This is a genomic window from Bradyrhizobium sp. CCBAU 65884 (genome assembly GCF_028128835.1).
Classification (GTDB): Bacteria; Pseudomonadota; Alphaproteobacteria; order Rhizobiales; family Xanthobacteraceae; genus Bradyrhizobium; species Bradyrhizobium ottawaense.
Map to the genome: position 1 here is coordinate 227,570 of NZ_LBJU01000126.1, position 26,161 is coordinate 253,730.

Sequence of the window (26,161 nt, forward strand, 5' to 3'; positions counted from 1 at the left end):
GCTCTGACCGAAACGCTCACGCCGCCCGTACTGAATCTAGGAACTCCGCGACTTCGTTCTCGAGCCGGCTGCTTTGGCCGGCGAGCGCCTTCGCCGAAGCGAGCATCTGAGAGGAAGCGGCGCCGGTCTCGTTGGCGCCTTGCCTCACATCAGCGACGCTGGCCGAGACTTCCTGCGTGCCGTGCGCGGCCTGCTGCACATTGCGAGATATCTCGCGCGTAGCCGAGCTCTGCTCCTCGACCGCAGACGCGATGGCTGAGGCAATCTCCGACATGCGCGCGACGGTGTCGCTGATCTCCTTGATCGAGCCGACCGATTCCTGTGTGGCGCTCTGGATGCCGCCAATCTGCTGGCCGATCTCTCCCGTGGCCTTGGCGGTCTGCTCCGCCAGGGCCTTCACCTCCGAGGCGACCACTGCAAAGCCGCGCCCGGCTTCGCCGGCGCGCGCCGCCTCGATGGTGGCGTTGAGCGCCAGAAGGTTGGTTTGGCCCGCGATCGCGTTGATCAATTCGACCACGTCGCCGATCCGCGCCGCGGCCGTGGCGAGTTCGCTGACCCGTTCATTGGTCGTACGGGCCTGTTCCATCGCTTCACGAGCAATCTTCGCAGAATCATGCACCTGGCGGCTGATTTCATCGACTGAGGAGGCCATCTGCTCGGTGGCAGAGGCGACCGATTGCACATTCCTGGATGCCTCTTCGGAGGCGCCCGCGACCACTGTTGCCAACTCCAGCGAGCGCCCGGCCGTTGTCGTTAGCGTGCCGGCGGATCGCTCCAACTCACTTGCGGCCTCCGAGACTACACTGATGACCTCGCCGATCGCGGTCTCGAATTCGGAAGTGAAGTGCTCAACGCGCTGGCCCCGCTCGATTTTGGCCTGCGCGTCCGCCGCAGCGGCAACTTCGGCCGCTTTCTTTGCCAGGAGCGCTTCCTTGAAGGTCACGAGCGACCCTGCCATCGCTCCGATCTCGTCGGCACGATCGCCGGCAGGGATCGCGACATCGTTGCGGCCCTCGGCCATCTCGCCAATCACCTCGGTCAGATTTACGATCGGAGCAATCACACGGCGGCGCAAGAGCATGGTCACACCGACAAGCAGGCCGAGCAGGGCGACGACGACGGCGGTGGCGATACCCAAGAGGATGCGAGCTCGATTGCGTTCGTTTGTGGCACGTTCGCGGGCTTGCGTGATCGCGGCATCGCGAATGTCGAAGAATTTCTGTACGGCGGGGAGCACCGAGGCCGTAAATTGATCGGCATCGAGCGCGTCCTTCGCGTCGCCCATCCTGGCGGCGATTTCATTGTCAATGATCGAAGCCGCACGACCGAAATAGGCATCCTTGGCATCTTTGAGTGCTGCCGCGAGCGGGGCCGGATTGCCAAGCTGATCGATTCCAGCTTCCACAACTTCGCGGTCGGCTTCGATCCGGCCCTGGGCGCGGTCCATAATCGCCTTTTCTGCCGCAGCAACTGGCCGACGAGCGCTTACCGCTGGTGACAGGGCGGCCGCGCGGCCTCCGACGCTCGCACGCAGGTCCTGCGCGGTGCGGGCGATATTCAACAACGTCGTCAGGGAAGCGTCGGAACTAGCGACCTTGTTTTGCAACCGGTTGAGCACCGGTTCGAGCGTGGCGGCGGCTTGGGCCACAACGGGCATGAACCCCATTGTCGCTTGTTGGTCACGGGACGCGAGCGGCACCAGCAGGGCAGCATCGGCCCGGCTGCGAATGTCAGCCAATTTGGATGCGGCCTGATTGAGAGCGTCGGCAATGCCGCGATCGTCATCGAGCTCGGCTAAAGCTTGGCGGGCCTTTGCCAAGGCCGCATCAGAGGACTGTTTGGTCTTGGTCGTCGCATCAAGCTGGGCGTTGGTGGCCGGTCCATCCTGGAACAGTGCGAGGTAGGGCAAGCGATGACCAATGACATTTTGTGAAAAGAGCAGGACAGCACCGAAAGCCTCGACCGCCTTGATCGCATCCGATTTGTCGACCATTGAACGATATTGTCCGACGACGATCTGCGCTGCGGGCAACACCGCCAGCACGGTCACAGAGGCCATCGACACTGCAAAGAGCTGACCGATCTTCATCGCTGTTCCCACCACATTGTTGTGTTTCAATGAGATGATGGAGATAAGCTAAAATTTGCCTAAGCGGTGCACTGGTAGATCAAATAAGTTGACTGTTAATTCAAATAGCTTATACTTGATGATGAAGCGGTGCGCGGTCATTTCTATACCGCACGTAATAGTAACTAACCGGGAAAGGCGACCGGCCCGGAGGCGGCGAGCGACCGAGAGACCTTCTCGACGACAGCGCGGACGAAGCCTCGCACCTCGACGAGGTCGCCAGTAACGCACAACGTGGCCCACCATGCGAGCGGGGACTCCCGCGATTCTTGGGGGTGACAATAACGGAACACGCCTTGATCAATGTCCGGTGGTCGCCGTCAGGTGCGGCGGATAGCGCTCGCCTGCGACTCGTATCGCCGCGGCGGATTTCTCGATCTTATCGAGGTCGGCTGCAGTCAGCTCCACGTTCGCAGACTTGAGGTTTTCCTTCGGGTGGCGCGAGGATTCGCGCAGAAGCGGGCAGAGCATGCCCGCTTCATCGAGGCCAGTGCCCCTCGCACCTTGGCACGCCACGGCCCCGCTGCTTCCCTGAATTCCGAGCGCCCTTACCAAAAAGCTTAACATGCCTGAATTACCAGCCCAGAAAATTCGGTCTAGGATGAGGTTTTCTCTCGTGGGGCATTTCATGTTCGACACCGCCACCACCGCGTTTTTGCGCGCGGTTCGCGATGTAGTATGCGAGAGCGTCTCGCGCAGCGAGACCGGAGCACGTGTCCATGTAACCTCGAAGATCCTCGAGGCAGCCACAATGGGCGAAGTTTCTCCCGAGGGTCTCAGGCGGGTTGGCCGTGAGGCTCTGTCTCACGCGGCCACCATGTGGCGCTGATCCGGAGCGGCCGTGAACTTCCAGGTGACGGTTCTTAAGATCCTGGTGGCCTATCCGGATGGATTCGCCTTGATGGAGGACCTCAAACGCGACATGGCCGTCCTGGCGACTAGCGGACGCGATTGGGCGGACCGAACCAGACGCCTCGCGGCACAGGTCCCGGATCTCGACATCTGGTCACAAGGGCTGGTCGAACGCGTAAGCGGCGGGTGGCGATTGACTTCCAAGGGGCGGGAGGTGCTCGAATTTATGGAAGCCCGGCCGGCTACGCCCCAACCCGTCGAAGCAGTCTCGATCGATCACGGAGCGATACCCGAAAAAGCGCTCGTTCCTCCGCTCCCGCTGCCTGCCGACCGTGCGAAGCGGCGCCGTGAACGCCGGGAGGCCCGCGAACGGGCAAGAGCAAGCGCCTCTTAAGGTGTCATCGGGACCAAAGAATTGTCGCCAGCTTTGCGCGGCGGCGCAATAGTCCCGGACTGTCGCTCGCCTCCTCAGCCTCAAGCGCACCGCCGTTGCTTGTTTGCGGCCATGCCGCCCCGATCTACCGATCGCGCTTCGATTCGGCCACTAGGCAGCCGAGTTGTGCACCGGGCACATCAAAGAGCCGGTACGGCCCGAAACGCGAACCCACGCGCGGTCGCCGGGCCGTACCACGCCCGCGTCCCCGCATTCACACCCTCAGCGAAACCTGAAGAGTCCAGCGCGTGCAAGCATTGCACCGAAACTGACTGCTCTGCTTCTGTGCTCAAGAGTCTGACGATCGCCTCAATAGATCTTGAGAACACGCTCGCCGGACGGTCCAAGCTGTAATGATCACGAAGCGTCCTGCCGGCGTAGTCGTGGCGGAACAGGCCGCGGTTGCGCAAGAGTGGTACCACCTGCTCGGCGAACAAGTCGAAGCCGCCGGGCAGGAAGGGCGGCATGACGTTGAAGCCGTCGGCGGCACCGTTTTCGAACCAGAGCCCGTTGCGCTCAAGGCGGCGAAAACATTGGGTAAGCGCTTTCTGGGCGATCCCTTCGAGCCGGCGCCTGATCACGTTGAAGCGCTTCGGTCCATCGTTCTGCACCGTCAGAACCATCGCCGACCACTTGCCGGCGATCTCGTCGAACAGTGCGCGGCTCGGACAGTCGGATGAGAAGTATTGCGGCCGTGGCACGAGCAAGGCGGTTTCATCCGATATACCAAGGCGATTTAGGGTGCCTAGTTGACGCTTGGTATATTCTAGATACTTAAGGCGGGGGTTTACTGCAACAGAGAGACCTGTTCCATGTCGCACGTCAACAGAGGCTATTTCGCCCCTTCAGCCCACGTCCCTGGAGTACGGCATCGTCTTCGCACCATGACGCGCGGGCAGCCGGCGTAGGTGAATCCTTGCGCTCTCGGTTGAGCGAGCTTTGAGGTCCGAGCATCCTGCAGCCAACGGCAGAGTGCTGACGGTTCACGATCAGGATCTTCCGTACAGGAATTGCGGGTGCGGGATGTTGTCGTGAAAGCTAGCCATGCGTTCTGCTCCTCTCGGAAGTTGCAATTGAGAAAGCGCAGCGGCGCGTCACGGTCTCGGGTGCGAACATCGCGATTAGCGAACTCAATTCGACTTTCTGACGCCGGACGTCATCACATCGCTAGGATTTGGACGAGCTTTTAGATTAATGAATTTGGTCGAGGATTCATTCCAGGAGTTCGTTGACGCCATCGAGACGGCGGGCGATGCGGATGCATTCGAGAGGGTCGCCGTACGGTTAGCGCAAAAGTTAGGCTTCCAGCAATTTGCATATCTGCGCCTCACCGGCGACCACACCGTGCTGATTTCATCATATCCGCACCCGTGGACCAGCCGATATTTTCATCTTGGATATCAGCACCTCGATCCCGTGGTCCTTCGTGCCCGGGGCGAACGCGATCTGTTCAGCTGGGGCGGGGCGAGCCGCGCGCCTGCCGGAAATCGAGCACAGCGTCAGTTCTTCGATGAGGCGACGACCTTCGGTATTCGATCCGGGATCACTGTACCGATCAGAGGTGGCTTCGGACGAATGGCCGCCTTTACGTTGGCGACGAGCGATCCCGAGATTGATCTACATCGGCGCGTCGACGAATGGAAAGATATCATTCAGCAAGTAGGCCTTTATTTCCATGTCCACGTGGCTGCCAGGCTTGACGCTGCGTTCGGTGCGCATCGGCCTGCTCATGATGAACTGACGCAGCGCGAGCGTCAGTGCCTTGCGTGGACGGCGCAAGGAAAGACGGTCGCCGACATTGCAGTTCTCGTCGCCATTGCGCCGCGGACGGTGGTCTTTCATCTTGAGAACGCGCGCCGCAAACTCGGCGCGGCATCGATAGCCCAGTGTGTTGCGATTGCCCTGCGGCGGGCCTTGTTGGTCTGATCGCGTCCGACACCATCACTTGCTATCTGAGAAATGTGCTGGCGCTGGTCCGCCGCGACGAGTTGTGCTTTGTATCCCAGCCAAAATGGTCTAGCGTGATCCAGCAGATCGATCCGCGCCTGCAAAATCTGACAGGCGATTCCTGGGGCGTTTCTAGTGTCAAAGGCCTCCGATAACAAAAGGAGGTCGGCATGCATGCCATCGCGCTTCAAACGTCCCAATTTGCTCGTCATCTGGATTATTTAACGTCGATGTATCGGCTTCGCCGCCGCGTCTTCAAGGACCGGCTCGACTGGAGCGTCTCGGTTTCAGGAGATATGGAAATCGATCTCTATGATGCCCTCAGCCCGACCTATCTCCTCGTGGTTTCGGAGCAGAGCGCGGTCGTGGGTTGCGTAAGGTTGCTGCCTACCACCGGACCTACAATGCTCGCTGATACCTTTGCCAATTTGCTTGGCAATAGAACGGCGCCAAGAGACGAAGGCATTCTCGAAAGCTCGCGATTTTGCGTCGACACCACTCACTCCGTCGAGCCCAGCCGCACCGGGCTTAATCGAGCAACCTTTGTGCTGTTCGCCGCGATGATCGAGGCGATGCGCGCCAGAGAGGCGCGATCGATTGTGACCGTAACCGATTCCCGAATGGAGCGTATTCTAAGGCGAGCGGGTTGGCCTTTGGAGCGACTTTCTGAGCCGCAGCCGCTTGGGCAGACCATGGCGCTTGCGGGCTTTCTTCACGATTCAGATCAGGCGCTCGAGGCCATGTACCGGCAAGCCGGCGTCGGCGGACCGGTTCTTGTCTCAACTGGCCTGAAACGTAAGGCCGCCTGATCTCTCCTTCAGTCGACGCCGGAGAGCCTCCGTATCATGCTGGCCAATCCGCGCCACAGCTGCGTCGTTCTCTTGAACGTGACGCGAAGCGAGAGGTGGGACGCTCAGGCGTCCCCCCTTCGCTCCGGAGCACGTCAGCCATTGCTGCCAGCTTGCTCCGAGATATTCGGCGTTCCTCAAATCGCAGTTGGCGAGTATGAGCCGAGCGTTCTTCCTGATCGGATTGCAGCATCCATCGAGCATCTCGATGTTGATCCCTTGTCTTTATGGCGGGATCCGCGACTTAAGCCGCGGCTCGTACAATCGGACGTTGGCGTCATCTTCCTGGGCGGCGCGTTCCTTGAGGAAGAGGTGCTAATCGCGGCACTAGAAGGCGCAAGGCACGGCTATGACATCCGGCTGCTCTCGGATTTATCAGTCGCACGACATGAAGCCGATCGTCCCCTCGCTTTAGCTCGGCTCGCCCATTACGGACTCTTCGCGACCACGATCCGGCAAGCTCTGCTGGAATGGGCAGTGTCGCAGGCCGATCAAGCCGTCAGCCGTAAGATCCAGGAACTGCTTTCGCAGTAAGGCGCCTCCCGCAAGCGCTCAGCTTGCAGGACGGGCTCTCGTAAACCGAGCCCGCTTCCCGGTCTCGGCCTTCGGCTTCGATCCCTGGCGCACCACACGTCGTGACTGACGGCCTCCGCTCTATGGATCGACTACGAACTTCGATCGCCTTGCCGAACTCCGACAATGCCCCTCAAAGCAATACTTTGCGGAGGCGGCCGCAAGCGGCCGGCGCATTTTGATTGCCCCCGGCAGGCGCGGTGGGCGGCGCTCCCGCATAGCCCCGAACCGGCAGGCCGCAACCGCGCCCCGTCATATCTCTCGATGAGGAATGTTTGCGTGGCGCGGTCCTCCGCTTGCGCTCCGGCTGTTCCGGTGCGGCCTGCCTCGCACGTTCGTGGCTTTCCGGTCGCTCTTCGCCGCCCACCCCGCCTTTCGGGGGCAGGACGCGGAAGAGAAGCGAACGGAGATCGGCATGTCCAAGCGTTCAACCCACCATCATGCGACCGAGCCGAAACCAAGCCTCTATGAGGAAATCACAACCCACATCGTCGCGGATCTGGAGGCTGGCATCTTCCCATGGGCCCGGCCTTGGGGAACAGGTGGCGGAAATCAGGTCTTTGCGCTGCCTAGGAATGCAGCCACCGGCAAAGCCTATTCAGGGATCAACGTCTTGATCCTGTGGGGTCGGCTGTTTGAGTGCAGCTTCGCCTCATCGCGGTGGCTCACCTTTCGGCAGGCCTCAAACCTCGGCGGGACGGTGCGCAAGGGCGAACATGGCGTCACTGTCTGCTATGCTGACCGCTTCGTCCCTAAGAGCGAGCAGGGTGATGCAAGCAGCGCCAAGCAGGGCCAGCCAGAAGCCGACGGCGCGGCCGTCCCGTTCCTGCGGCGCTACACCGTCTTCAACGTCGACCAATGCGACAACTTGCCGGATCATTGCCTCGTCGAGGCACCGGCCTTGCCTGAGCGTGAGATCGTGCCGCAGGCGGAAGCGCTTGCTGCAGCAACCCGCGCCGATATCCGCATTGGTGGCGCGAAGGCTTTCTACTCGGCATCAGAGGATACCGTCCGCATTCCGCCGCAGCCCGCGTTTTTCGAGCAGATCAACTATTACCGGACGCTGTTTCATGAGCTTGGGCACTGGACCGGCCACCCCTCGCGCTTGAATCGGGATCAGCTCGGAACATTCGGTTCAAAACGCTACGCCAATGAAGAATTGGTCGCAGAGTTGACAGCAGCCTTTGTCTGCGCCGCGCTGTCGATCAAGCCCACCGTTCGCCATGCCGACTACCTGGGTTCTTGGCTGAACGTACTTCGGGAAGACAGCCGCGCGATCTTCCGCGCCGCCAGCAAGGCCACGAAGGCTGCCGACCTCCTGCTTGCGTTCGGAGCCGGCGGCGCGACCTCCGCTACCTTGACGGGAGCCGAACTCGGGTCGTGACGGGTCCGACCAGGCAAACCACGGCGCAGCTCTCGAGATTACAACAAGCGATGGGCTATCGATCGACGCCCGCGGGAGCGTCAGTGTCGCTTGGGCCCGCTTGAATGGCTGATGGCGCAGCCAAGTTTCCCGACTGCAATCGGCCTCTCAACATCAGGCTCTTGGACGAGGCCGCCCGCAAGCAAACAGGCCTGCTCTACAGGATAATCGCCCTGAGCGATCTGAGGATTGCAGCCGTAAACGTCCGGCATAGTCCCCGAAACGCAGACGACCGCGGATTTCCAAGGCCGTGCTGCTGTCGATGGTAGTGCCGACCATGCTTAAAGGGCTCAACTGATCTCGATATCTGACGGAGGGCTCAATGAGAGAGGATCCCTGATATGCCGAAAGCCGAACCGTGCGGCGCGATGCTCGCGCTTCCGATCCGGCTTTGCCGTTGGCACAATCCGATCTCAAAGCGGTGCAAAATGAGCCGGAGCTATGTGCTACGGCACGTTTGGGTTAGCCTCGCGAGAACGGAAGCGTGGTAGAGAAGAACTACTTCTTTTTCTTCTTGGCCTTTTTCGCAGTGGTCTTCTTTGCCGCCTTCTTCGCTTTCTTGGCCATGAGCCCTCCGTCAATCCATAAAAGCTAAAAGTGCAGACCGGGAATCAGCATGCACGAAAGCAACCATAACATCGAATGAGCGAGATTGACATCGCGGCACGCCGGCCAAGTGTTGGGCTTGGAGTCGAGCCACAAGAACCCGCGCATGGCGCAAGAGCACGGCCTCGCGAGCAGTTCTCGGGAGGGCCGGCCAGTCCGTGGATTCGAGATCAAGGCGAACACCATCCGGCAAGCTCTCCTGGAATGGGCGGGTCGCTGGCCGATCAAGCCTTCAGCCGTAGGGAGCTTCGAACCGGCAGGTCGGAACGGCGCTCAGTCACATCTCTCGATGAGGAATGTTTGCATGGCGCAGTCCGTCGCGCTCCGCCCGTTCCGGCCTGCCTCTCACGTTCGGGGCTCGCCGGTCGCTCTTCGCCGCTCGCTCCGCCGTTTGAGGGCAGGGCGCAGAAGAGAAGCCGCGGAGATCATCATGTCCAAGCGTTCAACTCACCTTCGTGCGCGTAAGCCGAAACCTAGCCTTTAGAGGGGGTCGCGGCCTACGGAGGAGAACGGAAGTAAGCTGTAAGCGGTACCATCAAAGCACAGTGAACTCCTGCGCAAATGTGTCAGAAACGTTTCCAGTAAGAAATCGGCAAAGTAGGTAGAGCCATGCGCGTTGCCCCGTCTGTTTTCTACGAGACGCGTTCCTTGAAACACAAATCGGAATGACTGCTCTATGAGAATTGAGACCGATATAAAATCGATGACGCCTCCGTATGAGCTAAACGTCAGCAGCATTCGCGGCCGTTCCATTCCGTCGACCGAGTGCTGATTGAGTCCGATGATGTCCGGAAGCAACTCTCCACTCCTGTTCATTCGCGGCGTCAGCGTCGTGTTCGGTGGCATCGTCGCACTCAACGGCGTGTCCTTCGACATGCACAAGGGACAGATCCTCGGGCTGATCGGTCCCAACGGCGCCGGCAAGACCACGCTGTTCAATTGCCTGTCGCGGCTCTACCAGCCGTCGTCCGGCGACATCCTGATGGAAGGCGCGAGCATCCTGAAGCGGCCGCCGCACCGGATCGCCGAGATCGGCATCGGCCGCACCTTCCAGAACGTGGCGCTGTTTCCGAATTTGTCGGTGATGGACAATGTCCGCGTCGGCACGCATGCCCGCACCTCCTCCGACATCATCAGCGACTCGCTGCGCCTCGCCTGGGTACGTCGCGGCGAGAGCAGCGTGAACAAGAAGGTGCACGAGATCCTCGGCTATCTCGACCTCGAGGACGTCGCCCACACCATCGTCTCCGGCCTGCCCTTCGGCACGCAGAAGCGCGTCGAGCTGGCGCGCGCACTCGCGGCCGATCCGAAGATCCTGCTGCTCGACGAGCCCGCCGGCGGCCTCAATCACGAGGAAGTCTACGTGCTCGGCGACCTCATTCGCCGCATTCGTGACGATCGGCACATGACCGTGCTGCTGGTCGAGCATCACATGGGCCTCGTGATGTCGATCGCCGACCACGTCGTCGCGCTGAACTTCGGCAAGAAGCTCGCGGAAGGCACGCCGGCCCAGGTGCAGGCGGACCCCGACGTCATCAAGGCCTATCTCGGGAGCAAGGACCAATGACGACACTGCTCAACGTCAAGGACCTGCGCGCCTATTACGGCCAGGTCCAGGCGCTCCATGGCCTGTCCTTCTCGCTCAACGAGGGCTCGCTGACCACGCTGCTCGGGGCCAACGGCGCCGGCAAGACCACCACGCTGCGCGCGATCTGCAACATGGTGCGCTCCACCGGCGGCATCGAGTTCGACGGCAAGCCGCTGAACAACCGCTCGACCGAGAGCATCGTGCGGTTCGGCATCGCCCACGTGCCGCAAGGCCGCGGCACCTTCACCACCATGACGGTGGAGGAGAATCTCCAGTTAGGGGCCATCACCCGCAAGGACAGCGCCGGCATCGTCTCCGACATCGAGCGCATGTATGCGCATTTCCCGGTGCTGAAGCAGCGCCACACCCAGCAGGCCGGCACGCTCTCCGGCGGCGAGCAGCAGATGCTCGCGGTCGCGCGCGCCCTGATGCTGCGGCCGCGCCTGATGCTGCTGGACGAACCGTCCTTCGGCCTCGCGCCGCTGGTGGTGCGCGACCTGTTCGGCATCCTCGGCAAGATCAACCGCGAAGACAAGGTGTCGATCCTGGTGGTCGAGCAGAACGCCCAGCTCGCGCTCGAGCTCGCCGACCAGGCCTATGTGATCGAGACCGGACGCATCGTGATGTCGGGCAAGGCCAAGGACATCGCGAACAACGAAGAAATCCGCAAATCCTATCTGGGTTACTGAGGGAGCCGGGACAATGGAGCTGTTCACCAACCAGGTCCTGGCCGGCATTGCCACGGGCGCGATCTACGCCTGCATGGCGCTCGCCGTGGTCATGATCTACCAGGCCATCGACCATCTCAACTTCGCGCAGGGCGAGATGGCGATGTTCTCGACCTTCATCTCCTGGCAGTTGATGCAATGGGGCGTGCCCTATTGGGCTGCCTTCGTGATCACGCTGGCCTTCTCCTTCGTCGCCGGCATCGCGATCGAGCGCATCCTGTTCAAGCCGCTTGCGAAAGCGCCGGTGCTGACCAACGTCGCCGGCTTCATCGCGCTGTTCGCGATCATCAACTCCTCGGCCGGCTTGATCTGGGACTTCACCATCAAGCAATACCCGACGCCGTTCGGCTCTTCGCCGTTCCTCGGCAGCCAGCTGATCTCGACCCACCAGGCCGGCATGATCGGCGTCACCGTGCTGCTGCTGCTCGGCCTGTATTTCTTCTTCCAGTACACCCGCATCGGCCTTGCCATGCGCGCGGCCGCCTCCGTGCCTGAATCGGCCCGCCTCGTCGGCATCAACACCTCCTGGATGATCGCGCTCGGCTGGGGCATGGCGACCGCGATCGGCTCGATCGCCGGCATGCTGATCGCGCCGGTCGTGTTCCTCGAGCCGAACATGATGGGCGGCGTGCTGATCTACGGCTTTGCCGCGGCCGTGCTCGGCGGACTGACCAGCCCGTTCGGCGCCGTGGTCGGCGGCTTCCTGGTCGGTGTCTTCGAGAACCTCGCCGGCACCTACATCCCCGGCGTCGGCAACGAGCTGAAACTCCCGATCGCGCTCGCGCTGATCATCTCCGTCCTGGTCGTCAAACCCGCCGGCCTGTTCGGTCGGCACATCGTCAAGCGAGTTTGATCATGAGCGCTGCAGAAGAAGTCGTTGCAGAAGGCCACCAGGCGGTCGAGGCCGTGCCGAAGCGGGCCATGACTCTCGGCTACGGCACCTCGCTGGTGGTGCTGGCCGCGCTCCTCATCGTTCCAGTGTTCGTCAAGAACTTCATCATCTTCCAGATGACGATGCTCTTGATCTACGGGCTCGCGGTGCTGGCGCTGAACATCCTGACCGGCGGCAGCGGGCAATTCTCGCTCGGCCAGAGCGCATTCTACGCCGTTGGCGCCTATGTGTCGGCGGTGCTGATGGAGCACTTCAACGTCAACTACGCGCTGACCATTCCGGTCTCGGCGGTGGTCTGCTTCGGCTTCGGCTATCTGTTCGGCAAGCCGGCGCTTCGGCTGTCGGGCGTGTATCTCGCGCTCGCGACCTTTGCACTTGCGACCGCCATGCCGCAGCTGCTGAAGCTCAACTTCCTCGAGCACTGGACCGGCGGCGTGCAGGGCCTCGTCGTCACCAAGCCGGACGCGCCGTTCGGCCTGCCGATGTCGCAGGACATGTGGCTGTATTACTTCACGCTCGTCGTGACGATCGCGATCTACATCTTCGCGGTAAACCTGCTGCGCTCCCGTTCGGGCCGCGCCTTCATGGCGATCCGCGACAACGAGATCGCGGCCTCCGCCATGGGCGTCGATGTCGCGCTGTACAAGACGCTGGCCTTCGGCGTCTCCGCCGGCATCACCGGCGTTGCGGGCTCGCTCGGCGCCATCGCGGTACAGTTCATCGCGCCCGATAGCTACACCATCACGCTGGCGATCTCGCTGTTCCTCGGCATGGTCGTTGGCGGCGTCGGCTGGCTGCCCGGCTCGATCGTCGGCGCCGCCTTCATCATCTTCGTCCCGAACATCGCGGAAGGCATCTCCAAGGGCCTCTCCGGCGCCGTGTTCGGTGCGCTGCTGTTCCTCGTCATCTACCTCGTGCCGCATGGCGCGAGGCAGGCCGCTAGCAAATTGAGATAGGCATAATCGGTGACGGGTCAAACCGAGACGCTTTGGTGTCCCGGTTGTGCCTAGCACAAGCATGCTTGCCCGCCCCAGATAAGCCGGCAAGCCGCAGGACGTGCTCCGGCAGGCCGATCTCGCCGGACTCTTCCGTCGGCCAAGGCGTGGTCGCAATTCCTGGAGCAGTTTCCGTCCTGCCATAGCCAAAAATTGAAAGAAATTCGCAACCCTATCGTGCTGACCGCAAGATCTTGCAGCGCGTCCAGCGTGGCGCGTGGCATGGCTGCACCGCTATAGCTGCACCTAGGCGCGCTCGTTGAAGTGCTTGCCTTCGTCGCTGCGCTCGGCCTTCTTCTCGCTGCGGACGTCGGGCGCCACCGGCGATTTCGATCTAGACGTCTTTCTCAGTCATCCGGGTAGTTCGGCCGAGATCATCAGGGCCTTGTCGGTCTCGCTGAGGTCGATCTTGGGCCAGCCGAATTGCCCTTCCATCAGCGGCGCCAGACGGTGTCGCCGAAGCCGCACGGGGCAGGAGGTCTCGGCCTGCACATTTGCTGCAACCCCCTTGTTTCCACACGATCAAAGCCCGACTAAAGCTGGCTCCGCGGCGGCGACCATCGGCGTTCTGAGACTCGTATGATAAGGCCCTCGCGCCCTAAATTAGTGCCGATTGCCGGATTGAGATGGCATTGTTTCAAGAAATCTTCAGGCGGCGGGCGTCATCTGTATTTTCCCGGCGACACGCCATGATATTTTCGGAAGGCCCGGCTGAAAGCTGCCTCGGACTGATAGCCAACTTCGTTTGCCACGACACTCAATGGCAGCTTGCCGCCCTCGAAACGTCTGGCAGCTAGCGTCATCCGCCATGCAGTGAGGTAACCAAGGGGCGTCTTGCCGACCCGCTCAGTAAAGCGTCGCGCAAACGCTGCTCGCGACAGGCCAGCCTCGCCCGCCATATCATCCACCGTCCAATCGGACTGCGGTGTTGCGTGAATTGCACGAAACACTCGCGCCAGTCGCGGATCGTGCATGGCTGACAACCACCCTGTGCCATGTCCGGCTTGAGCCGCTGCGTTGCGCAAAACATAAATCAACAGGCCATCCGCCAATCGCTCGACCAGCATCTCATTACCCTGGCGATCTCCGTCTAATTCCGCCGTCAGCAGCGCCGACAGACCTGCAATACCCGGATCCCGAGCAATGTCTGCAGCCTTAAGGTGAACGAAAGGCGGCAACGCGGCTGCACCAATTTGCCCCCGGATCGCATCTGGCCGGAATTGTCCGCAGAATATCTCCGTCGCTGGGCCTGCATTGACCAGATCAAAAGTACGTTGGGCAAAAATCTCGACCGGGTCCGCCTGCGTTTGTGGACTATCGACGACTTCGTGGGCCGGGCCGTCGCTCAAGACGACCAGATCACCTTCACTCAGTTTGGTGTCGGCACGTCCTGCTATCCGCAGCCAAGCACTGCCCTTTCGTATGAAGTGAAAAGCTAGCGCAGACCCGGCTTCCAGCCGGAAGCCCCACTGTCCGCTGGTCACGCTGCGGGCCAACCGATATTTCGGACGAGCAAACATGCGCAGCCAGTCGCCTAACACGTCCACGGTATGTTCCCCCGATCGAGACGATCTGCAAATTTATCGCGCGTTTCCATCATTGTCCATCTTGGCGCTCTACTCCAGTTATAGGGCTACAACGACGGAGGCCCTCTATGGCAAAGGCAATCTTGGCAACTGCGGCAACCGGCGCGGTCGGCCAGCGTTTGCTCAGCGGACTACCTGCAGACGGTGGCCGGAACAGCCGCCATCGTGATCGACTGATGGCGCGTTGCAAATGTTCATGTGTCAGCCACGATGAACACGCGTCAGCAGAAACCGCCTCCTGAACCAACTCGCAGAACACCTCGGCTTCGATCACTGTTGACATGATCTGTCACCAACTGCGCTTCGCTACAGACGCGTTCGCTTCCAACATAAAGCATGCTTAATCAAATGAGACGCATCGAGTATCAAAAGTATGGCGGACCGGAGGGTATGTACCTTGCGGACTTCAAACTGCCTGATCCCAAGACGGGCGAGGTGGCGATCAAGGTCCACTTCGCGGCTCTCAACCCGGTCGACTGGAAGGTTCGCAACGGCGACCTGAAACTTGTGACCGGCAAGACCTTTCCGCGCGCCATGGGCTGCGATTTTTCAGGCACGGTGCTCGCAATCGGTGCCGGCGTGACGCGCGTCAAACCTGGAGACGCGGTCTTCGGCCTGACACACGTCAAAAACTGCGGCGCTACGGCCGATGCCGTCATCGCGAAAGAGACTTGCCTGGCGAAGAAGCCAGAGACCGTTTCGTTCGAGGATGCCGCATGCCTCGGTACCCCTGGCGTTACCGCCTGGAACGGCCTGATCGACAAAGCCCGTCTGAAGGCCGGGCAGCACGTGTTCGTGAACGGCTGCACTGGTGCCGTTGGAGAGGCGACCGTCCAGATAGCCAAGATGCTGGGCGCTACAGTGTCTGGCAGCTGCGGCGCACAGTCACTTGCGCGGGCCCAGGAGATGGGCCTGAAGACCGTATACGATTATCGCGCCACTGATCTTTCCACCATTGGCCACCGTTTCGACGTGGTTTACGACACCGCCGGAACGATGCCGGTCGCCTTGGGTTTGAGCCTGCTGAAAGGCGGAGTTTTTCTCGACATCGATCCGACGCCAATGAAGCTCCTGCGCGCATTGTTCAACAGGCGATTGAAGCCGATCATCTGCACGGCACGCGCCGACATACTGGACGGATTGGCGAAGGTTGCTGTGAGCAAAAAGCTCCGGCTGCCAGTCGTCGAAACGGTCCCCCTGGCCGATGCGATCCCTTTGCTGACGGCCCTCGAACGCGGCCGCAAGCTGCCCGGCAAGGCGCTGGTCGCGATGCAGTGAGCGGACTGGGGTCGCCATTAGTTTGCGTCGGCATCAGACCTGGCCTCGGCGCAAATCCTCCCCCATCGACCGCCGTAAGCTGGCGGAGGAGGTGCTCGCCAGTGCTGGACGCATCGATTGATAGGTCCTGAGCCTAGGTACGCAATTGATTGAGGCTAAACAGGAGAAGATCACGTCCATCTTCTTCTCCAATACCCGCCGACGCTTCTTGTCGGCCATCGACTTGGCAGGGATACTCGGGCTATCGAACTTAATGCCATCACGATTTAATGGAACAACCTCAAATCAGAAGCGACGATCGCGATCAGGATATGGCCGGAGATGGTGCGGTCATGCGATGGCCACGCCATCTCCGGTTTTCGTAACATCACCATTGATAACGCAGGATGCCTTTGCCGGCGTAGCTCCGCGTGACGGAGGAGAACTCGCCTTCGAAGGTGCCGGCGAGCGAGATGCCATTCCGCAATGCCAACTCGGCGGACGCTGTGGTCAGCGCGACATCGTGCGCCGGCGCCGCGCCATTGACTACGAACGCGGCGCCGGGGAGCGTCTGGAACGTTGCGGAGATCGCGCGATCGGTGTCGAAATTGTGCGCCCACGCCGCGCGGCCACGCAACGTCAGAATCGCGTCGTGCAGGGCGAACGATCCGTCGGTGCGCAGACCAAACTCCGTGCGTGACGCGGCCGCGTCCTTCGCGGCATAGCTCAATGCCGCCACGCCGGTCCCGACGATCGCCTGCTCCGCATAGGCCGGCAGATAGGCCGTGGTCGTCTGCGCAGCCGCATAAGGCGTCAGTCCAACCCAGGGCGTGGCGAAGCGGTAGCCCCCCTCCATGCGCCCGGACAGTACGTTGGCATTGAACCGGGCGCGAAGGTGATCTCCGCCGGCAATTGTCAAGGTGCGGTCGGTCGCGATGTCCTGCCAGCCATAAGCCAATGCGCCGGCGAAATACGCCGCGCGGAAATTGTGTCTGACGAATGCGCCGGCTTGGAACAGGTCCGAGCGCCCGCTGCCGAATCCGTTGGCGATGCTGAAGGATGTCGCGCCGCCAGCAAGCGCAAAGCCAAGCAGCGTGTCGGCCGAGAGGCGATAGTCTGCACCGGCGGCCACGCCATAGATGTTGCTGGTCGCCGTGTTTGACCCGACCGCGGCATTCCCATTGGTGGTTTGCGTCCCGCCAAAGCCTGCCACCCACGAGCTCCAGGCGCTGGCGATCGGGTCGATCTGCGGCGGAGTCTTAGTATGTACTCCCGCAAAAGCATTACTGCCCAACTTCGAACGCGGCATGTCCGCTGACGCATAGGCGTTGGCCGGACTGATGTTGTCCTCCCGCGCAAATCCCACTGCTTCGCCCGATCCGACATTGCCGCCGCGGTTGCCGAGAGACGGATCGAGCAGCACGCCCATGAATTGGCTCGCAGCGTTGAACGTCGCTTGCTGGATACCGGTCGCCGCCTGACCGGAAAACTGGTCGAAAGCTTTCGCCGCGACCTCGCGGCTAGCCAGCATCACAAAGTCGCGCGGTCTCGTGCCATCTGGCGCTGCATCGAGCACGGTGGCCACCGCGGCACCGTTGCGCGACGCCGCAACCGAAGCGAAACTGACGTCGTTGCGCTGGATTGATAATGTCAAAGAATTGGCTGCCGCTCCTGAAGCGGGATTTATGGAGTTGGAATAATCCAGAACAACTTTCAGAAATAGCGAGTTGACTGTCGGATCCGTGAATCTTCCGCTGATGCCGCCGCCGGCGGACAACACGGTCACCGGCTGCGTAAAATTGGTCCAGTGTCCCCCTTGCTCCAATACGACCTGAAGCGCTCCGTTCTCAAGCGTTGCGTTGCCGGTCACATTCAACTGGCTGTGCAGGCTGTTTGCTCCCATAAAGACCTGATAGACGCCGCCCGGCTGAAAGGCCATGTCCCCATTTATCGTCAGAGTGCCTGCGCGGCGTTCCGTCGTGAACATTTCCGGCGCCGAGGTGTAGAGCGCCGACATGCCGGCATACCGCTCTTGTCCCGGCGCCACGATGCCGGCCACAGTGGTGGTGCCGACCGAGCCTGTACCAGTCAGCCGGCCTTCCGTGCCCACCACGACCGGACCTGTTAATGCGCCGTTGACTTCCAACGTGCCGCCGTCGATGCGCGCACCGCCGGCTTGCGCATACGAGCTGGGATGGCCATCCCCGTCTGTTGCGCCGAGTACCAAAGTGCCAGCGCCTGCCTTGTCCAGCGTGCCCAAACCCGTGATGCTGTTGCGCCAAACGTCGAGCGTGCCCGCCGGAAGATCTGCCGTGAAAACACTGCCAATGAGCTGGTTCGTCACAGTGTCCATGAATCCGATCACTGCCGGCCCGTCCATTGCCTTGTCCAGATTGATCCGGCCCCAGCCGAATATATCGTTGACACCATAGGTGTCCGGCCCGGTAAGAGGGACGTAGTTGGGATCCATTGTCTTGGGGTCGAGACGTGTGGCGGTAGTCAACAGCACCGTGCGAAGATCGGCGCCATTCAGATACGGATAGCGCTGGGCCAGCAATGCAACGGCGCCCGTCGTGTCCGCTGCGGCGTTTGACGTGAAATTACCAGGAGCAGACACGCACCAGTACTTCGCCAGGCCACAACTCGTAGTAATGGCGGACAATCTCGCGTCGGCGGCGCTGTCATCGAGGGCGACGGCCGCGATCCAGTGAGATTCCAAGTCCGATCTGTAGTATGGCGCGGCGGCTAGCACGTGAGGATATAGTCCGGGGCGGTAGCCGGCCAAAACGTTGCCGGCCGCGAAAACGACAACCATATCTTTCGCCGCCGCCGTTCCCAGCGCGTTCACAGTGTCCACATAAGGCTTCAAGGTGGGGTCGAGCGTGTTGTAATTGCTCGGATTAAACGCATCGGTAGCCTTGAGCTGCTGCTTGATTGCATCCTGCTGGGCGAAGTCAATGACGAGGGTCCCATTCATAAATTTGATTGGATCCACCAGATCAGGCGAGGTCCAGCTGTTGTTGATCGCGCGCACCTGAAGTCCAGCCATCTGTGTGATGTAGTTGGTTAGACTTGCAGTATCTGGGAATCCGACAACAGTGCCGAGACCGTGGTTGGCGACAACGAGCATGGAATCAAAAGCAACGCCGTCGATACCACCGCTGGCCCCCTGACCACGACTGCCCGCGATCTCCCGAGCAATGAGGGAGCCATGACCAGAAATCCCGTTAAAACCCGGAGGGCCACCATAGGGTACGTCGCCCTGCACTGGATCTCCCCAGGGAGAGACGCCTGATAACGATATGGCTCTTTTCTGCAGCCCCGGGTCCGTGAAAATCACGCCTTTCAGCAGGTTCGGATCGGTGAAATTCGAGCCCGTATCGATTTGCCCGAGCGCGATACCGTTGCCGGAGAAGCCGCGGGCGTAGGCGCTTTGCGTGTTCATCGCGCCCAATTGTGAGTTCGCAACAAAGCTCGGCGTCGCCCACGCGCTCGTCCGCGCGCTCCAGTCGGCTCGCGTCGTGAAAGCCCAAGAATCGGCGAACGGAGATACTGGGAGAGGGTTCAGAGGAGGCAAACCATTGTTCGCCGCGCCCTGCTGCGCCTCGGCCGCGGTCACGGCGGCGGTCATCATCGCTAGACTTATCGCAGCAGCCGATACCGTACCCCGCGCCAGGCGTCGTGCATCATTCTTCCGTCGTTCCATTTTGTTCTCCCTGGTATTGTTGCTCTCTGTTCCGGATGCTTTGCTGCATCGTCTCGACCCCGATAAACCCGCGGCCGTTTTGTTGACGTAATCTTGGCCAGCTCACACAGCCGGCATGCCGTGCCCCACCTACTGGTGCTCCATTCTCCAGCTGAGCGGCCCGGCGGTTCACGCCGGTGCATCAAGGCGACGAGGGGATAAGGATCAGGCCGCAAATCGCTCCTGGCGCAGCCTTCGACACTTCCTCGACAACGTTAGGCAGGAATTGGATGACGCTCGCTCCGAACACTGCAAAAGCCGTGGCAAGACCGCGGACCGCGATGCCGACCTGGAGACTGATCGAGACGACCTGCGTGGGCTGTCAGGCAAAACAATCTGAATAGCCAAACGCCAAGTGCGCCGGCAACGCTCGTACTGTTCCATCCCCCGCGTTGGCGCCCGCTCAAATCAATCGTGGTGGATCCGTATGCATTCTCCGGCGGAAAATGTCCGCTGGTCCTCAACGCCACAGTTTTGCACGAGAGCGCCCAAACGTTCCTGCATGCGCGCCAGCCAAGACCATCTATGCGAAACACAGATTGCCCTCCACTGGAGGCAACAGTCCTGCACCGCGCGCAGCTGGATCGCCAAACAGCAGTCTCTGCTCAACCAGATTCGGAGTAGCCACCGAAACGAGCAGCTTCGCCATGGAGGCGATGCGGACAATCGAGTCTAACTCTATGGTCAGCTGTTGCTCGTGATTTTGAAAACCTAGCGCTCGCAACAGGGCGATCTGGTCACACTGGCCGATGGGAGTGTCAGCGCGCGGAACGATGGTGGCATCAACGTCCCGCCGGATGATATCAGTCAAAGAAGCCAGGCAGGAGCGGGACAACCTAACGGCACCACGACCGACGATGTCCATGGAATCAGTAGCGATCGCCCTTTCCGACATGCAGGCCTCCCCCAACGTCGGTTGCTCTGCGTCAGCGACAACCGTTTCGTTTTCCTAGAGTTCAGTTGTTAGCATGAGGGGCGGGAGGCGGTTTGTTGCCTACTCTCAAGTCGTTCGGCAGAGACTCTACTTGTCATCGACCGGAGAAATCAGCATGCATTGATCTGCCAGGATGAGAATGCCAACACGCCCCAAACGATTGCCCGCGTCGGCTTGCGCCGCATGGTGCAAGACGGGGCACGAGTTTCTTGAAACGACCATGGTTGGTGAATTGGTCGAAGCATCAAAAACGAGAACGGCGGCTTCTCTTTGATCGTTAGGACCAGCGCATGTGTATTGGCGAAAAAAATGGCGAGAGCGTTGTGTTCTCGCCAAGGTTCTTCTGGGAGGATAGTTAAAATAGAACAGTTTCGTAAATTCACTGCCGTCTGTCGGTATTTCAACCGAAAGCACGTGCAAGCAAGTCGTGGGTTTAACGGAGCGACCTCAACGTTTCTTAGCACGAATCTAAGAGCTCTACTTGAGGCATGAGATACGTTGGTTTGTCACTAAAGCGCAGGATGGATCTGCCCAAAGAGCTCTCATCCTAATTCGCTGATCGACAATCGACGTTCTGGCATAGGCCCCCCTTGGGAAGCTTAGCCAACAATGTAATTCAGCCTCAAACTCGGAGGGCAAACATCGATCTCAGAGCCGCGTACGCCCCGGCGAGGTTCCAAAGCGCTTCTTGTATGCTCGCGAAAACTCCGCCAACGATTTGAAACCAACTTCGTATGCGACCTCAGACACTGTGCAGGTGCGCCCCTTTTGGCAGAGAAGGGTGTGAGCCGTTTCCAGTCTAAGCTCTTTGACACGCTCCATGACCGTCTGGCCACTCCCGCGATAGACCTTATGTAGGTAGCTTTCGGAAATGCCACATGCTCTGGCTATCATAGATGGAGACAGGTCTGGCCGTGCGTGGAGCCGGGCGATGTGCTTCTCGCTGCGCTCGCGCTGCGCGAGGAGAAGTACACCTTCCTCCGATTCGGAAGCGTCTGCCGCCGCAAAACAAAACGCAGCGATGTCGCAAATCTGCTGTTCCAAAAGCGTTGCCGAACGCGTTTCGAGTGGACTCGTCAAGGCGCTTACTTTTATCAGAATGTCCTGCAAAAGTTCTGGTAGTATTTGGCTAGCGTCTACGCGAAGAAAGCTGCTGTTAAACTGTTTGCCTATCCGCTGCTTCATTCTGCAAATCGGAATTTGAATATTTAGCGTTTCGTATGAGTTGCATGCAAAAAATTCTGCGGGGCGCGAATTATCAAGCAAGAACATTGAACCCGGCCCGAGCGCGAGTCCGTCGTTGCCCATCCGAATACTTGCCTGACCTCGTTGCGGAAATGCGAGCGAGTAGAACGCCTGCTCCGGGTTGGCTTCGGTCCGTCTGAACCGCAGGCCTTCAAAAGAAATTCGATTGGCTCTCAACGAGGCGACTTGGACGGAATGCAAATTGCCGGAGAATGATTGGTGCTCCTCCCGAAAAAGCTGCACTCTTCCCCAGATCGAGCCGAAAGCAGAAGACCAATATTCGACCTGCTCAGCGAGTTCCACATCCGAAGTGCGAGCGACAAGTATTTCGGTCGAGCCGGGTTGTTTCCACATTGATGGGCCATGCCTTGAATTAGCGTCCAGTATGCCAATGGCGGGGAAAGCACGCAACTGGGAGTGTTTGGGAGCGCCAGGAACAAAGCACAGTGAGCCATATCGCAAACCCAGCTCGCGAAAACCTGTCAAGGAGACGCACAGACCTCAGGCCTCTTAGGCCCCGGGCGATCCAACAGGGCAAAGGCGAGAGTTGACCCCTTATGAAGTGCGTCAGGCCGGAAGAGGTGGGCTTTTGCCCAACACGGCTCGCCCGACTGGGTGAAGTGATCAAGCAGCAAGTTGAGGGCGGGATAATTCCCGGCGCAGTCGTGCTGTTGGCGCGTTTTGGTAAGCCGGTAATCTTCGAAACCTTTGGATATTGCGATCCGGCCAGGGAAGTCCCGATGCGGCGGGATTCCCTGTTTCGGCTGGCTTCGCTCACAAAGCCGATCACGTCGGTCGCGGCAATGATCCTCGTCGAACGCGGCATGCTCTCGCTCGACGAACCTGTCGCGCGTTACCTGCCGGAATTCGACGGTCTCTGTTGTCGTTCGAGCGCCGCCACGCCGCCGATCAAAGTTCACGACCTGCTTCGGCACACTTCAGGCTTCACGTACGGCGATTTCGGGTCTGGGCCTATCCACGAGAGCTATCGCCGCCTCAACGTGTTGGACCCGCAGCAGACCTCGAGCGATCTGGTTGAGAAGCTTGCGCGGATAGATCTCCTCTATGTTCCTGGAAGCACTTTCGAGTATGGCATGTCCACGGACGTGCTCGGGCTGATCATTGAACGCCTTTTGGCCCGCGATCTTCAGGGGGCCTTACATGATCTTGTGTTCGCTCCTCTGGGATTGGACGATACCGGGTTCCTGCTCTCCAGTAGGTCGCAATCGCGTCTTGCCCAGCCTTTTCGAGACCAGGCATCGGGTCGAATGCCGTGGATGCCCGCATTCTGGGAGAGCAACGTATCGCCATCTTGGTATTCCGGCGGGGGCGGCCTGCTCTCAAGTGCTCACAATTACTACGCATTCCTTCAAACGCTTTTGGATGACCTTGTTCATGACCAAGGCGTTCTCCTGAGTCGTGCCACGGCTAGCTGGATGGTTGCAAACCATCTTCCGGCGCAGGTGAACTTTGGAGCGTACATGCCAAGTCTCGGCGCGTTGGCTCCTCTTCCAGAACTGGGGCAAGGATTCGGTTTGGGCTTTCTGATTAGAACTCATCGCGGTCTAAACTCGCTTCCAGGATCTGTCGGTGACTTCTCTTGGGCCGGGATATCAGGAACATATGCCTGGGTAGACCCAGCCGAAGAGATGGTCTGCGTCTTCATGATGCAGGCTCCCGATCAACGCCATCACTGTCGGCGGCTCCTTCGTCAGCTTGTTTATCAGGCACTGCGCGGCGGAAAGAACCTTTAGGAGAACATGGAATTATGTCTCGATGTCGTATCGCAATCGCAGTTCTGTCTGCGCAGTTGGCCTCGGTTGCTGTTTTCGCGGCAGAGCCGGGAGTGTCGGCAAACCAAATCAAAGTCGGGCAAACGACGTCTTATAGCGGCCCAGCTTCTCAATACGGCCTCATAGGCAAAGTGCAAGACGCGTACTTTAGGATGCTGAACGAGAAAGGGGGAATCAATGGGAGGAAAATCGAGCTCCTGTCCAAAGACGACGCCTATTCGCCGCCCAAGTCGGTCGAGCAGCTGCGAAAGTTGGTCGAAGACGATGAAATTGCGTTCATGTTCAACAGTTTTGGAGGACCAACGAACGCTGCACAGGCCAAATATCTCAACAGGCAGAAGATACCGCAATTGTTCGTTGCGACAGGAGCGCACTATTGGGGTGACGTGAAGGACTATCCCTGGAGTATGGGGTGGCAACCAAGTTTTCGGTTTGAAGCAAGAGCCTTTGCGCGGGACGCAATCGACAAGAATCCGGCTGCGCGCATTGCGGTGCTCTATCAAAACGATGACTTCGGTAAGGACTATCTGCTCGGGGTCAAAGACGTGCTCGACAAGCAGAATTCGGCAAAGCTAATCTCAGAATTCAGCTATGAGACGAGCGCCCCCACGATTGAATCCCAATTTGTGAATGTGCGAGCGGCCAGCCCCGATGTGGTCATACTCGCAGCCATTCCAAAGTTTGCCGCGCAGTTCGTACGCAAGCTCGTTGAGATGAATTGGTCCCCCACTGTTTATGTAACCGGTGGCGCCTCATTGGTGCCCGTAACAACGGAAACAGTGAGGGGTAGAAGCGATCTCTCCCTGTATACGGCGACCTTTTTCAAGGATTGGAACGATCCCAAATGGAGGGAAGACCCTTCGCTCGCGGAGTACTTCGATTTCATGCGAAAGTATATGCCGGGAGTGCAAGACAACGATTTCGCTCCTGTTTATGGCTATTCGGTCGCTCAGACCGTGGTCGACGTACTATCCCGTTGCGGGGATGACCTCAGCAGGGGAAACATCATGAAGCAGGCCTCAGACATAAGGGACTTGGCCCTACCCCTGCTCGCGCCCGGTATCGTTCTAAATACCGCTCCTGACGATCATTTCCCAATTGAGCAGATTCAGCTTGGCAAGTGGGACGGCTCAACCTGGCGACCGGCGGGAGCGCTGATTTCAGTGAGGTAGCCGCTCCACTGCATCCACACCATAGAAGATCCAATTAGGGTAGGATAAATGCCAACTGTCGCCGTGCTGGGCTGCGGGTTGATCGGTTCGAGCTGGATTGCGGCGTTCTCGACGCAATGCCAAACGGTTAAAGCGTGGGATCCACAACATTCTCTCATTCAACTTGATACTTCAAGTTCAATCCAATGGTGCGGGACGCCTGAAGACGCTGTAGAGGGCGCCGATTTTGTTCAGGAAAGCGCGCCCGAGGATCTCGCTGTTAAACGCGAGTTGTACGCAAGGCTTTCCAACAAGCTTGCATCACATGCGATCGTTGCCTCTTCTTCGTCGGCTTTGCTGCCGTCCGACCTCCAGGCGGGATTAAGCTTCGCCGAGCGGGTTCTCGTGGGGCATCCCTTCAATCCGCCTCATCTAGTCCCGCTGGTTGAAGTGGTCGGCGGCCGCGATACCGCTCCTTCGGTGCTTGAGGAGGCCGTGCGATTTTACAGGGCAATCGGCAAGCGTCCGATTAGGTTGAACGTCGAGCGAAAAGGCCATCTCGCAAATCGCTTGCAGGCAGCGGTATGGCGTGAGGCGGTCGACGCTGTCGCGACAGGACAGGCGACCGTGCAGGATGTGGACGCGGCTATGATTTACGCATTGGGTCCGCGATGGGCTCTCCTGGGGCCCTTTGCAACGTTCCACTTAGGTGGTGGCTCAGGCGGCCTAGCTCACTTCATGGACCATCTCGGGCCCGTATTTGAAGACCTTTGGGACGATGCTAAGCGTCCAACTATGAACTCCGAACTCAAACGTGAATTAATTGACAGCACCCAAAAGCAAATGGGTGGCCTTTCAGTCGATGAATTGACGCAACTTCGCAATGATGGCCTGAAATCCATTTTGATGAGTGCGGCACTGCAATTCTCGCCCGAAACAAGGGCATCGACGGCGGAGAGATTGAACCCGTGAGATGCCGTTGGATATTATTCCGGTGCCGAACAGTCGGGAATGCTCGATCGATTGGGCATGCAAGTGCTTGATTGTGTCCGCCAGGAAGAACAATTGGTTGGACAAGTGAAGCTCGTCGATTGACACCGCGACACCTTGGCAAGCGTACATTGCGCCTTCGAAAACGTCGCCGCAAGGTTCGGAGGTTGGGGCAAGAGAAAGGCCCCCGCGAGCGGCTTTCGGTGACCGGCCGGCGTCAATCGCCGAATTCCAAATCAGGGCGAACACGCAGTCGCCGCCCCGGCTGGCGGCGCGACCAAGCTCGGCTTAGAGCGGGCGATTAAGGGTGTCGCAGCCGCCGTCAGCGACAGGCTCACATCGTCCTTGCCGTTGTTTCATCGTAGCGGATTCAACCGTGCGCGGCTCGACGCCGTGGGTGAATACCCCCTAGTCAAGATGGCCGCAGCTCTCTTGTCCCGTTTCGGG

Annotated in this window: 19 protein-coding genes and 2 pseudogenes; 13 read left to right on the top strand and 8 right to left on the bottom strand. The window is 59.8% G+C overall.

Annotated features, from left to right (window positions below):
* Nucleotides 1–16: 16 nt before the first annotated feature.
* Nucleotides 17–2,089: a methyl-accepting chemotaxis protein gene (locus XI03_RS28105; RefSeq protein ID WP_271593934.1), complete on the bottom strand. Its 2,073-nt coding sequence runs from the start codon at nucleotides 2,087–2,089 to the stop codon at nucleotides 17–19.
* Between the two features lie 339 nt (nucleotides 2,090–2,428).
* Nucleotides 2,429–2,599, bottom strand: coding sequence for a hypothetical protein (locus tag XI03_RS28110; protein ID WP_271593935.1), 171 nt, complete (start codon nucleotides 2,597–2,599; stop codon nucleotides 2,429–2,431).
* Between the two features lie 370 nt (nucleotides 2,600–2,969).
* Between XI03_RS28110 and XI03_RS28120 the strand changes: the two genes are divergently transcribed.
* The gene (locus XI03_RS28120) at nucleotides 2,970–3,374 is read left to right on the top strand and encodes a hypothetical protein (RefSeq protein ID WP_271593937.1); all 405 of its coding nucleotides are present in this window, start codon (nucleotides 2,970–2,972) and stop codon (nucleotides 3,372–3,374) included.
* A gap of 341 nt (nucleotides 3,375–3,715) precedes the next feature.
* On the opposite strand, the pseudogene XI03_RS28125 reads toward XI03_RS28120, so the two are convergent.
* Nucleotides 3,716–3,916, bottom strand: a pseudogene (locus XI03_RS28125) (LLM class flavin-dependent oxidoreductase); the annotation flags it as partial.
* Nucleotides 3,917–4,120: pseudogene (locus XI03_RS28130) on the bottom strand (winged helix-turn-helix transcriptional regulator); the annotation flags it as partial. It lies immediately after the preceding pseudogene.
* Nucleotides 4,121–4,607: 487 nt separating this feature from the next.
* Here XI03_RS28130 and XI03_RS28135 point away from each other — a divergent pair.
* The 8 genes from XI03_RS28135 to XI03_RS28170 all read left to right on the top strand — a co-directional run bounded on the left by XI03_RS28135 (nucleotide 4,608) and on the right by XI03_RS28170 (nucleotide 12,974).
* A complete protein-coding gene (locus XI03_RS28135; RefSeq protein WP_271593938.1) occupies nucleotides 4,608–5,339 on the top strand; it encodes an autoinducer binding domain-containing protein in 732 nt (243 codons plus the stop codon).
* 191 nt (nucleotides 5,340–5,530) lie between these two features.
* Nucleotides 5,531–6,169: an acyl-homoserine-lactone synthase gene (locus XI03_RS28140; RefSeq protein ID WP_271593939.1), complete on the top strand. Its 639-nt coding sequence runs from the start codon at nucleotides 5,531–5,533 to the stop codon at nucleotides 6,167–6,169.
* A gap of 36 nt (nucleotides 6,170–6,205) precedes the next feature.
* Entirely contained in the window at nucleotides 6,206–6,742 is a 537-nt protein-coding gene (locus XI03_RS28145) for an isochorismatase family protein (RefSeq protein WP_271593940.1), read from the top strand.
* Nucleotides 6,743–7,196: 454 nt separating this feature from the next.
* Nucleotides 7,197–8,165, top strand: coding sequence for an ArdC family protein (locus XI03_RS28150; protein ID WP_271593941.1), 969 nt, complete (start codon nucleotides 7,197–7,199; stop codon nucleotides 8,163–8,165).
* Between the two features lie 1,426 nt (nucleotides 8,166–9,591).
* Nucleotides 9,592–10,377, top strand: a complete 786-nt coding sequence (locus XI03_RS28155; protein WP_271593942.1) for an ABC transporter ATP-binding protein — start codon at nucleotides 9,592–9,594, stop codon at nucleotides 10,375–10,377.
* The gene (locus XI03_RS28160) at nucleotides 10,374–11,087 is read left to right on the top strand and encodes an ABC transporter ATP-binding protein (protein ID WP_035711291.1); all 714 of its coding nucleotides are present in this window, start codon (nucleotides 10,374–10,376) and stop codon (nucleotides 11,085–11,087) included. The genes XI03_RS28155 and XI03_RS28160 overlap by 4 nt, the downstream gene beginning before the upstream one ends.
* Nucleotides 11,088–11,100: 13 nt before the next feature.
* Entirely contained in the window at nucleotides 11,101–11,979 is an 879-nt protein-coding gene (locus XI03_RS28165) for a branched-chain amino acid ABC transporter permease (RefSeq protein WP_271593943.1), read from the top strand.
* Between the two features lie 2 nt (nucleotides 11,980–11,981).
* Entirely contained in the window at nucleotides 11,982–12,974 is a 993-nt protein-coding gene (locus tag XI03_RS28170; RefSeq protein WP_271593944.1) for a branched-chain amino acid ABC transporter permease, read from the top strand.
* A 701-nt stretch (nucleotides 12,975–13,675) separates the two neighbouring features.
* On the opposite strand, the gene XI03_RS28175 is transcribed toward XI03_RS28170, so the two are convergent.
* A complete protein-coding gene (locus XI03_RS28175; protein WP_271593945.1) occupies nucleotides 13,676–14,560 on the bottom strand; it encodes an AraC family transcriptional regulator in 885 nt (294 codons plus the stop codon).
* 387 nt (nucleotides 14,561–14,947) lie between these two features.
* Between XI03_RS28175 and XI03_RS28180 the strand changes: the two genes are divergently transcribed.
* Nucleotides 14,948–15,877 (top strand): NAD(P)-dependent alcohol dehydrogenase, encoded by a 930-nt coding sequence (locus XI03_RS28180; protein WP_271593946.1) that lies wholly within the window; start codon nucleotides 14,948–14,950, stop codon nucleotides 15,875–15,877.
* A 367-nt stretch (nucleotides 15,878–16,244) separates the two neighbouring features.
* On the opposite strand, the gene XI03_RS28185 is transcribed toward XI03_RS28180, so the two are convergent.
* From XI03_RS28185 to XI03_RS28195, 3 genes are all read right to left on the bottom strand, one after another.
* Nucleotides 16,245–19,562: an autotransporter domain-containing protein gene (locus tag XI03_RS28185; RefSeq protein ID WP_271593947.1), complete on the bottom strand. Its 3,318-nt coding sequence runs from the start codon at nucleotides 19,560–19,562 to the stop codon at nucleotides 16,245–16,247.
* A gap of 562 nt (nucleotides 19,563–20,124) precedes the next feature.
* Nucleotides 20,125–20,496, bottom strand: coding sequence for a hypothetical protein (locus XI03_RS28190; protein ID WP_271593948.1), 372 nt, complete (start codon nucleotides 20,494–20,496; stop codon nucleotides 20,125–20,127).
* Between the two features lie 687 nt (nucleotides 20,497–21,183).
* On the bottom strand, nucleotides 21,184–22,134 hold the full coding sequence (locus XI03_RS28195) for a helix-turn-helix domain-containing protein (protein ID WP_271593949.1): 951 nt from the start codon (nucleotides 22,132–22,134) through the stop codon (nucleotides 21,184–21,186).
* Nucleotides 22,135–22,337: 203 nt separating this feature from the next.
* On the opposite strand from XI03_RS28195, the gene XI03_RS28200 reads away from it, so the two are divergent.
* Genes XI03_RS28200 through XI03_RS28210 form a run of 3 tightly spaced genes read left to right on the top strand, consistent with a single transcriptional unit; the run spans nucleotide 22,338 to nucleotide 25,696 of the window.
* Entirely contained in the window at nucleotides 22,338–23,534 is a 1,197-nt protein-coding gene (locus XI03_RS28200) for a serine hydrolase domain-containing protein (RefSeq protein WP_271593950.1), read from the top strand.
* 14 nt (nucleotides 23,535–23,548) lie between these two features.
* Complete coding sequence (locus XI03_RS28205; protein ID WP_271593951.1) at nucleotides 23,549–24,745, top strand: ABC transporter substrate-binding protein; 1,197 nt, start codon at nucleotides 23,549–23,551, stop codon at nucleotides 24,743–24,745.
* Nucleotides 24,746–24,793: 48 nt separating this feature from the next.
* On the top strand, nucleotides 24,794–25,696 hold the full coding sequence (locus XI03_RS28210) for a 3-hydroxyacyl-CoA dehydrogenase NAD-binding domain-containing protein (protein WP_271593952.1): 903 nt from the start codon (nucleotides 24,794–24,796) through the stop codon (nucleotides 25,694–25,696).
* Nucleotides 25,697–26,161: the final 465 nt, after the last annotated feature.

Coding starts and splice junctions, on each gene's coding strand:
- XI03_RS28165 (WP_271593943.1), top strand. CDS start 11,101: ATGGAGCTGTTCACCAACCAGGTCCTGGCCGGCATTGCCACGGGCGCG.
- XI03_RS28105 (WP_271593934.1), bottom strand. CDS start 2,089: ATGAAGATCGGTCAGCTCTTTGCAGTGTCGATGGCCTCTGTGACCGTG.
- XI03_RS28205 (WP_271593951.1), top strand. CDS start 23,549: ATGTCTCGATGTCGTATCGCAATCGCAGTTCTGTCTGCGCAGTTGGCC.
- XI03_RS28200 (WP_271593950.1), top strand. CDS start 22,338: ATGAAGTGCGTCAGGCCGGAAGAGGTGGGCTTTTGCCCAACACGGCTC.
- XI03_RS28145 (WP_271593940.1), top strand. CDS start 6,206: ATGCTGGCCAATCCGCGCCACAGCTGCGTCGTTCTCTTGAACGTGACG.
- XI03_RS28180 (WP_271593946.1), top strand. CDS start 14,948: ATGAGACGCATCGAGTATCAAAAGTATGGCGGACCGGAGGGTATGTAC.
- XI03_RS28195 (WP_271593949.1), bottom strand. CDS start 22,134: ATGTGGAAACAACCCGGCTCGACCGAAATACTTGTCGCTCGCACTTCG.
- XI03_RS28185 (WP_271593947.1), bottom strand. CDS start 19,562: ATGGAACGACGGAAGAATGATGCACGACGCCTGGCGCGGGGTACGGTA.
- XI03_RS28135 (WP_271593938.1), top strand. CDS start 4,608: ATGAATTTGGTCGAGGATTCATTCCAGGAGTTCGTTGACGCCATCGAG.
- XI03_RS28160 (WP_035711291.1), top strand. CDS start 10,374: ATGACGACACTGCTCAACGTCAAGGACCTGCGCGCCTATTACGGCCAG.
- XI03_RS28210 (WP_271593952.1), top strand. CDS start 24,794: ATGCCAACTGTCGCCGTGCTGGGCTGCGGGTTGATCGGTTCGAGCTGG.
- XI03_RS28140 (WP_271593939.1), top strand. CDS start 5,531: ATGCATGCCATCGCGCTTCAAACGTCCCAATTTGCTCGTCATCTGGAT.
- XI03_RS28150 (WP_271593941.1), top strand. CDS start 7,197: ATGTCCAAGCGTTCAACCCACCATCATGCGACCGAGCCGAAACCAAGC.
- XI03_RS28110 (WP_271593935.1), bottom strand. CDS start 2,599: ATGCTCTGCCCGCTTCTGCGCGAATCCTCGCGCCACCCGAAGGAAAAC.
- XI03_RS28170 (WP_271593944.1), top strand. CDS start 11,982: ATGAGCGCTGCAGAAGAAGTCGTTGCAGAAGGCCACCAGGCGGTCGAG.
- XI03_RS28190 (WP_271593948.1), bottom strand. CDS start 20,496: ATGTCGGAAAGGGCGATCGCTACTGATTCCATGGACATCGTCGGTCGT.
- XI03_RS28155 (WP_271593942.1), top strand. CDS start 9,592: ATGATGTCCGGAAGCAACTCTCCACTCCTGTTCATTCGCGGCGTCAGC.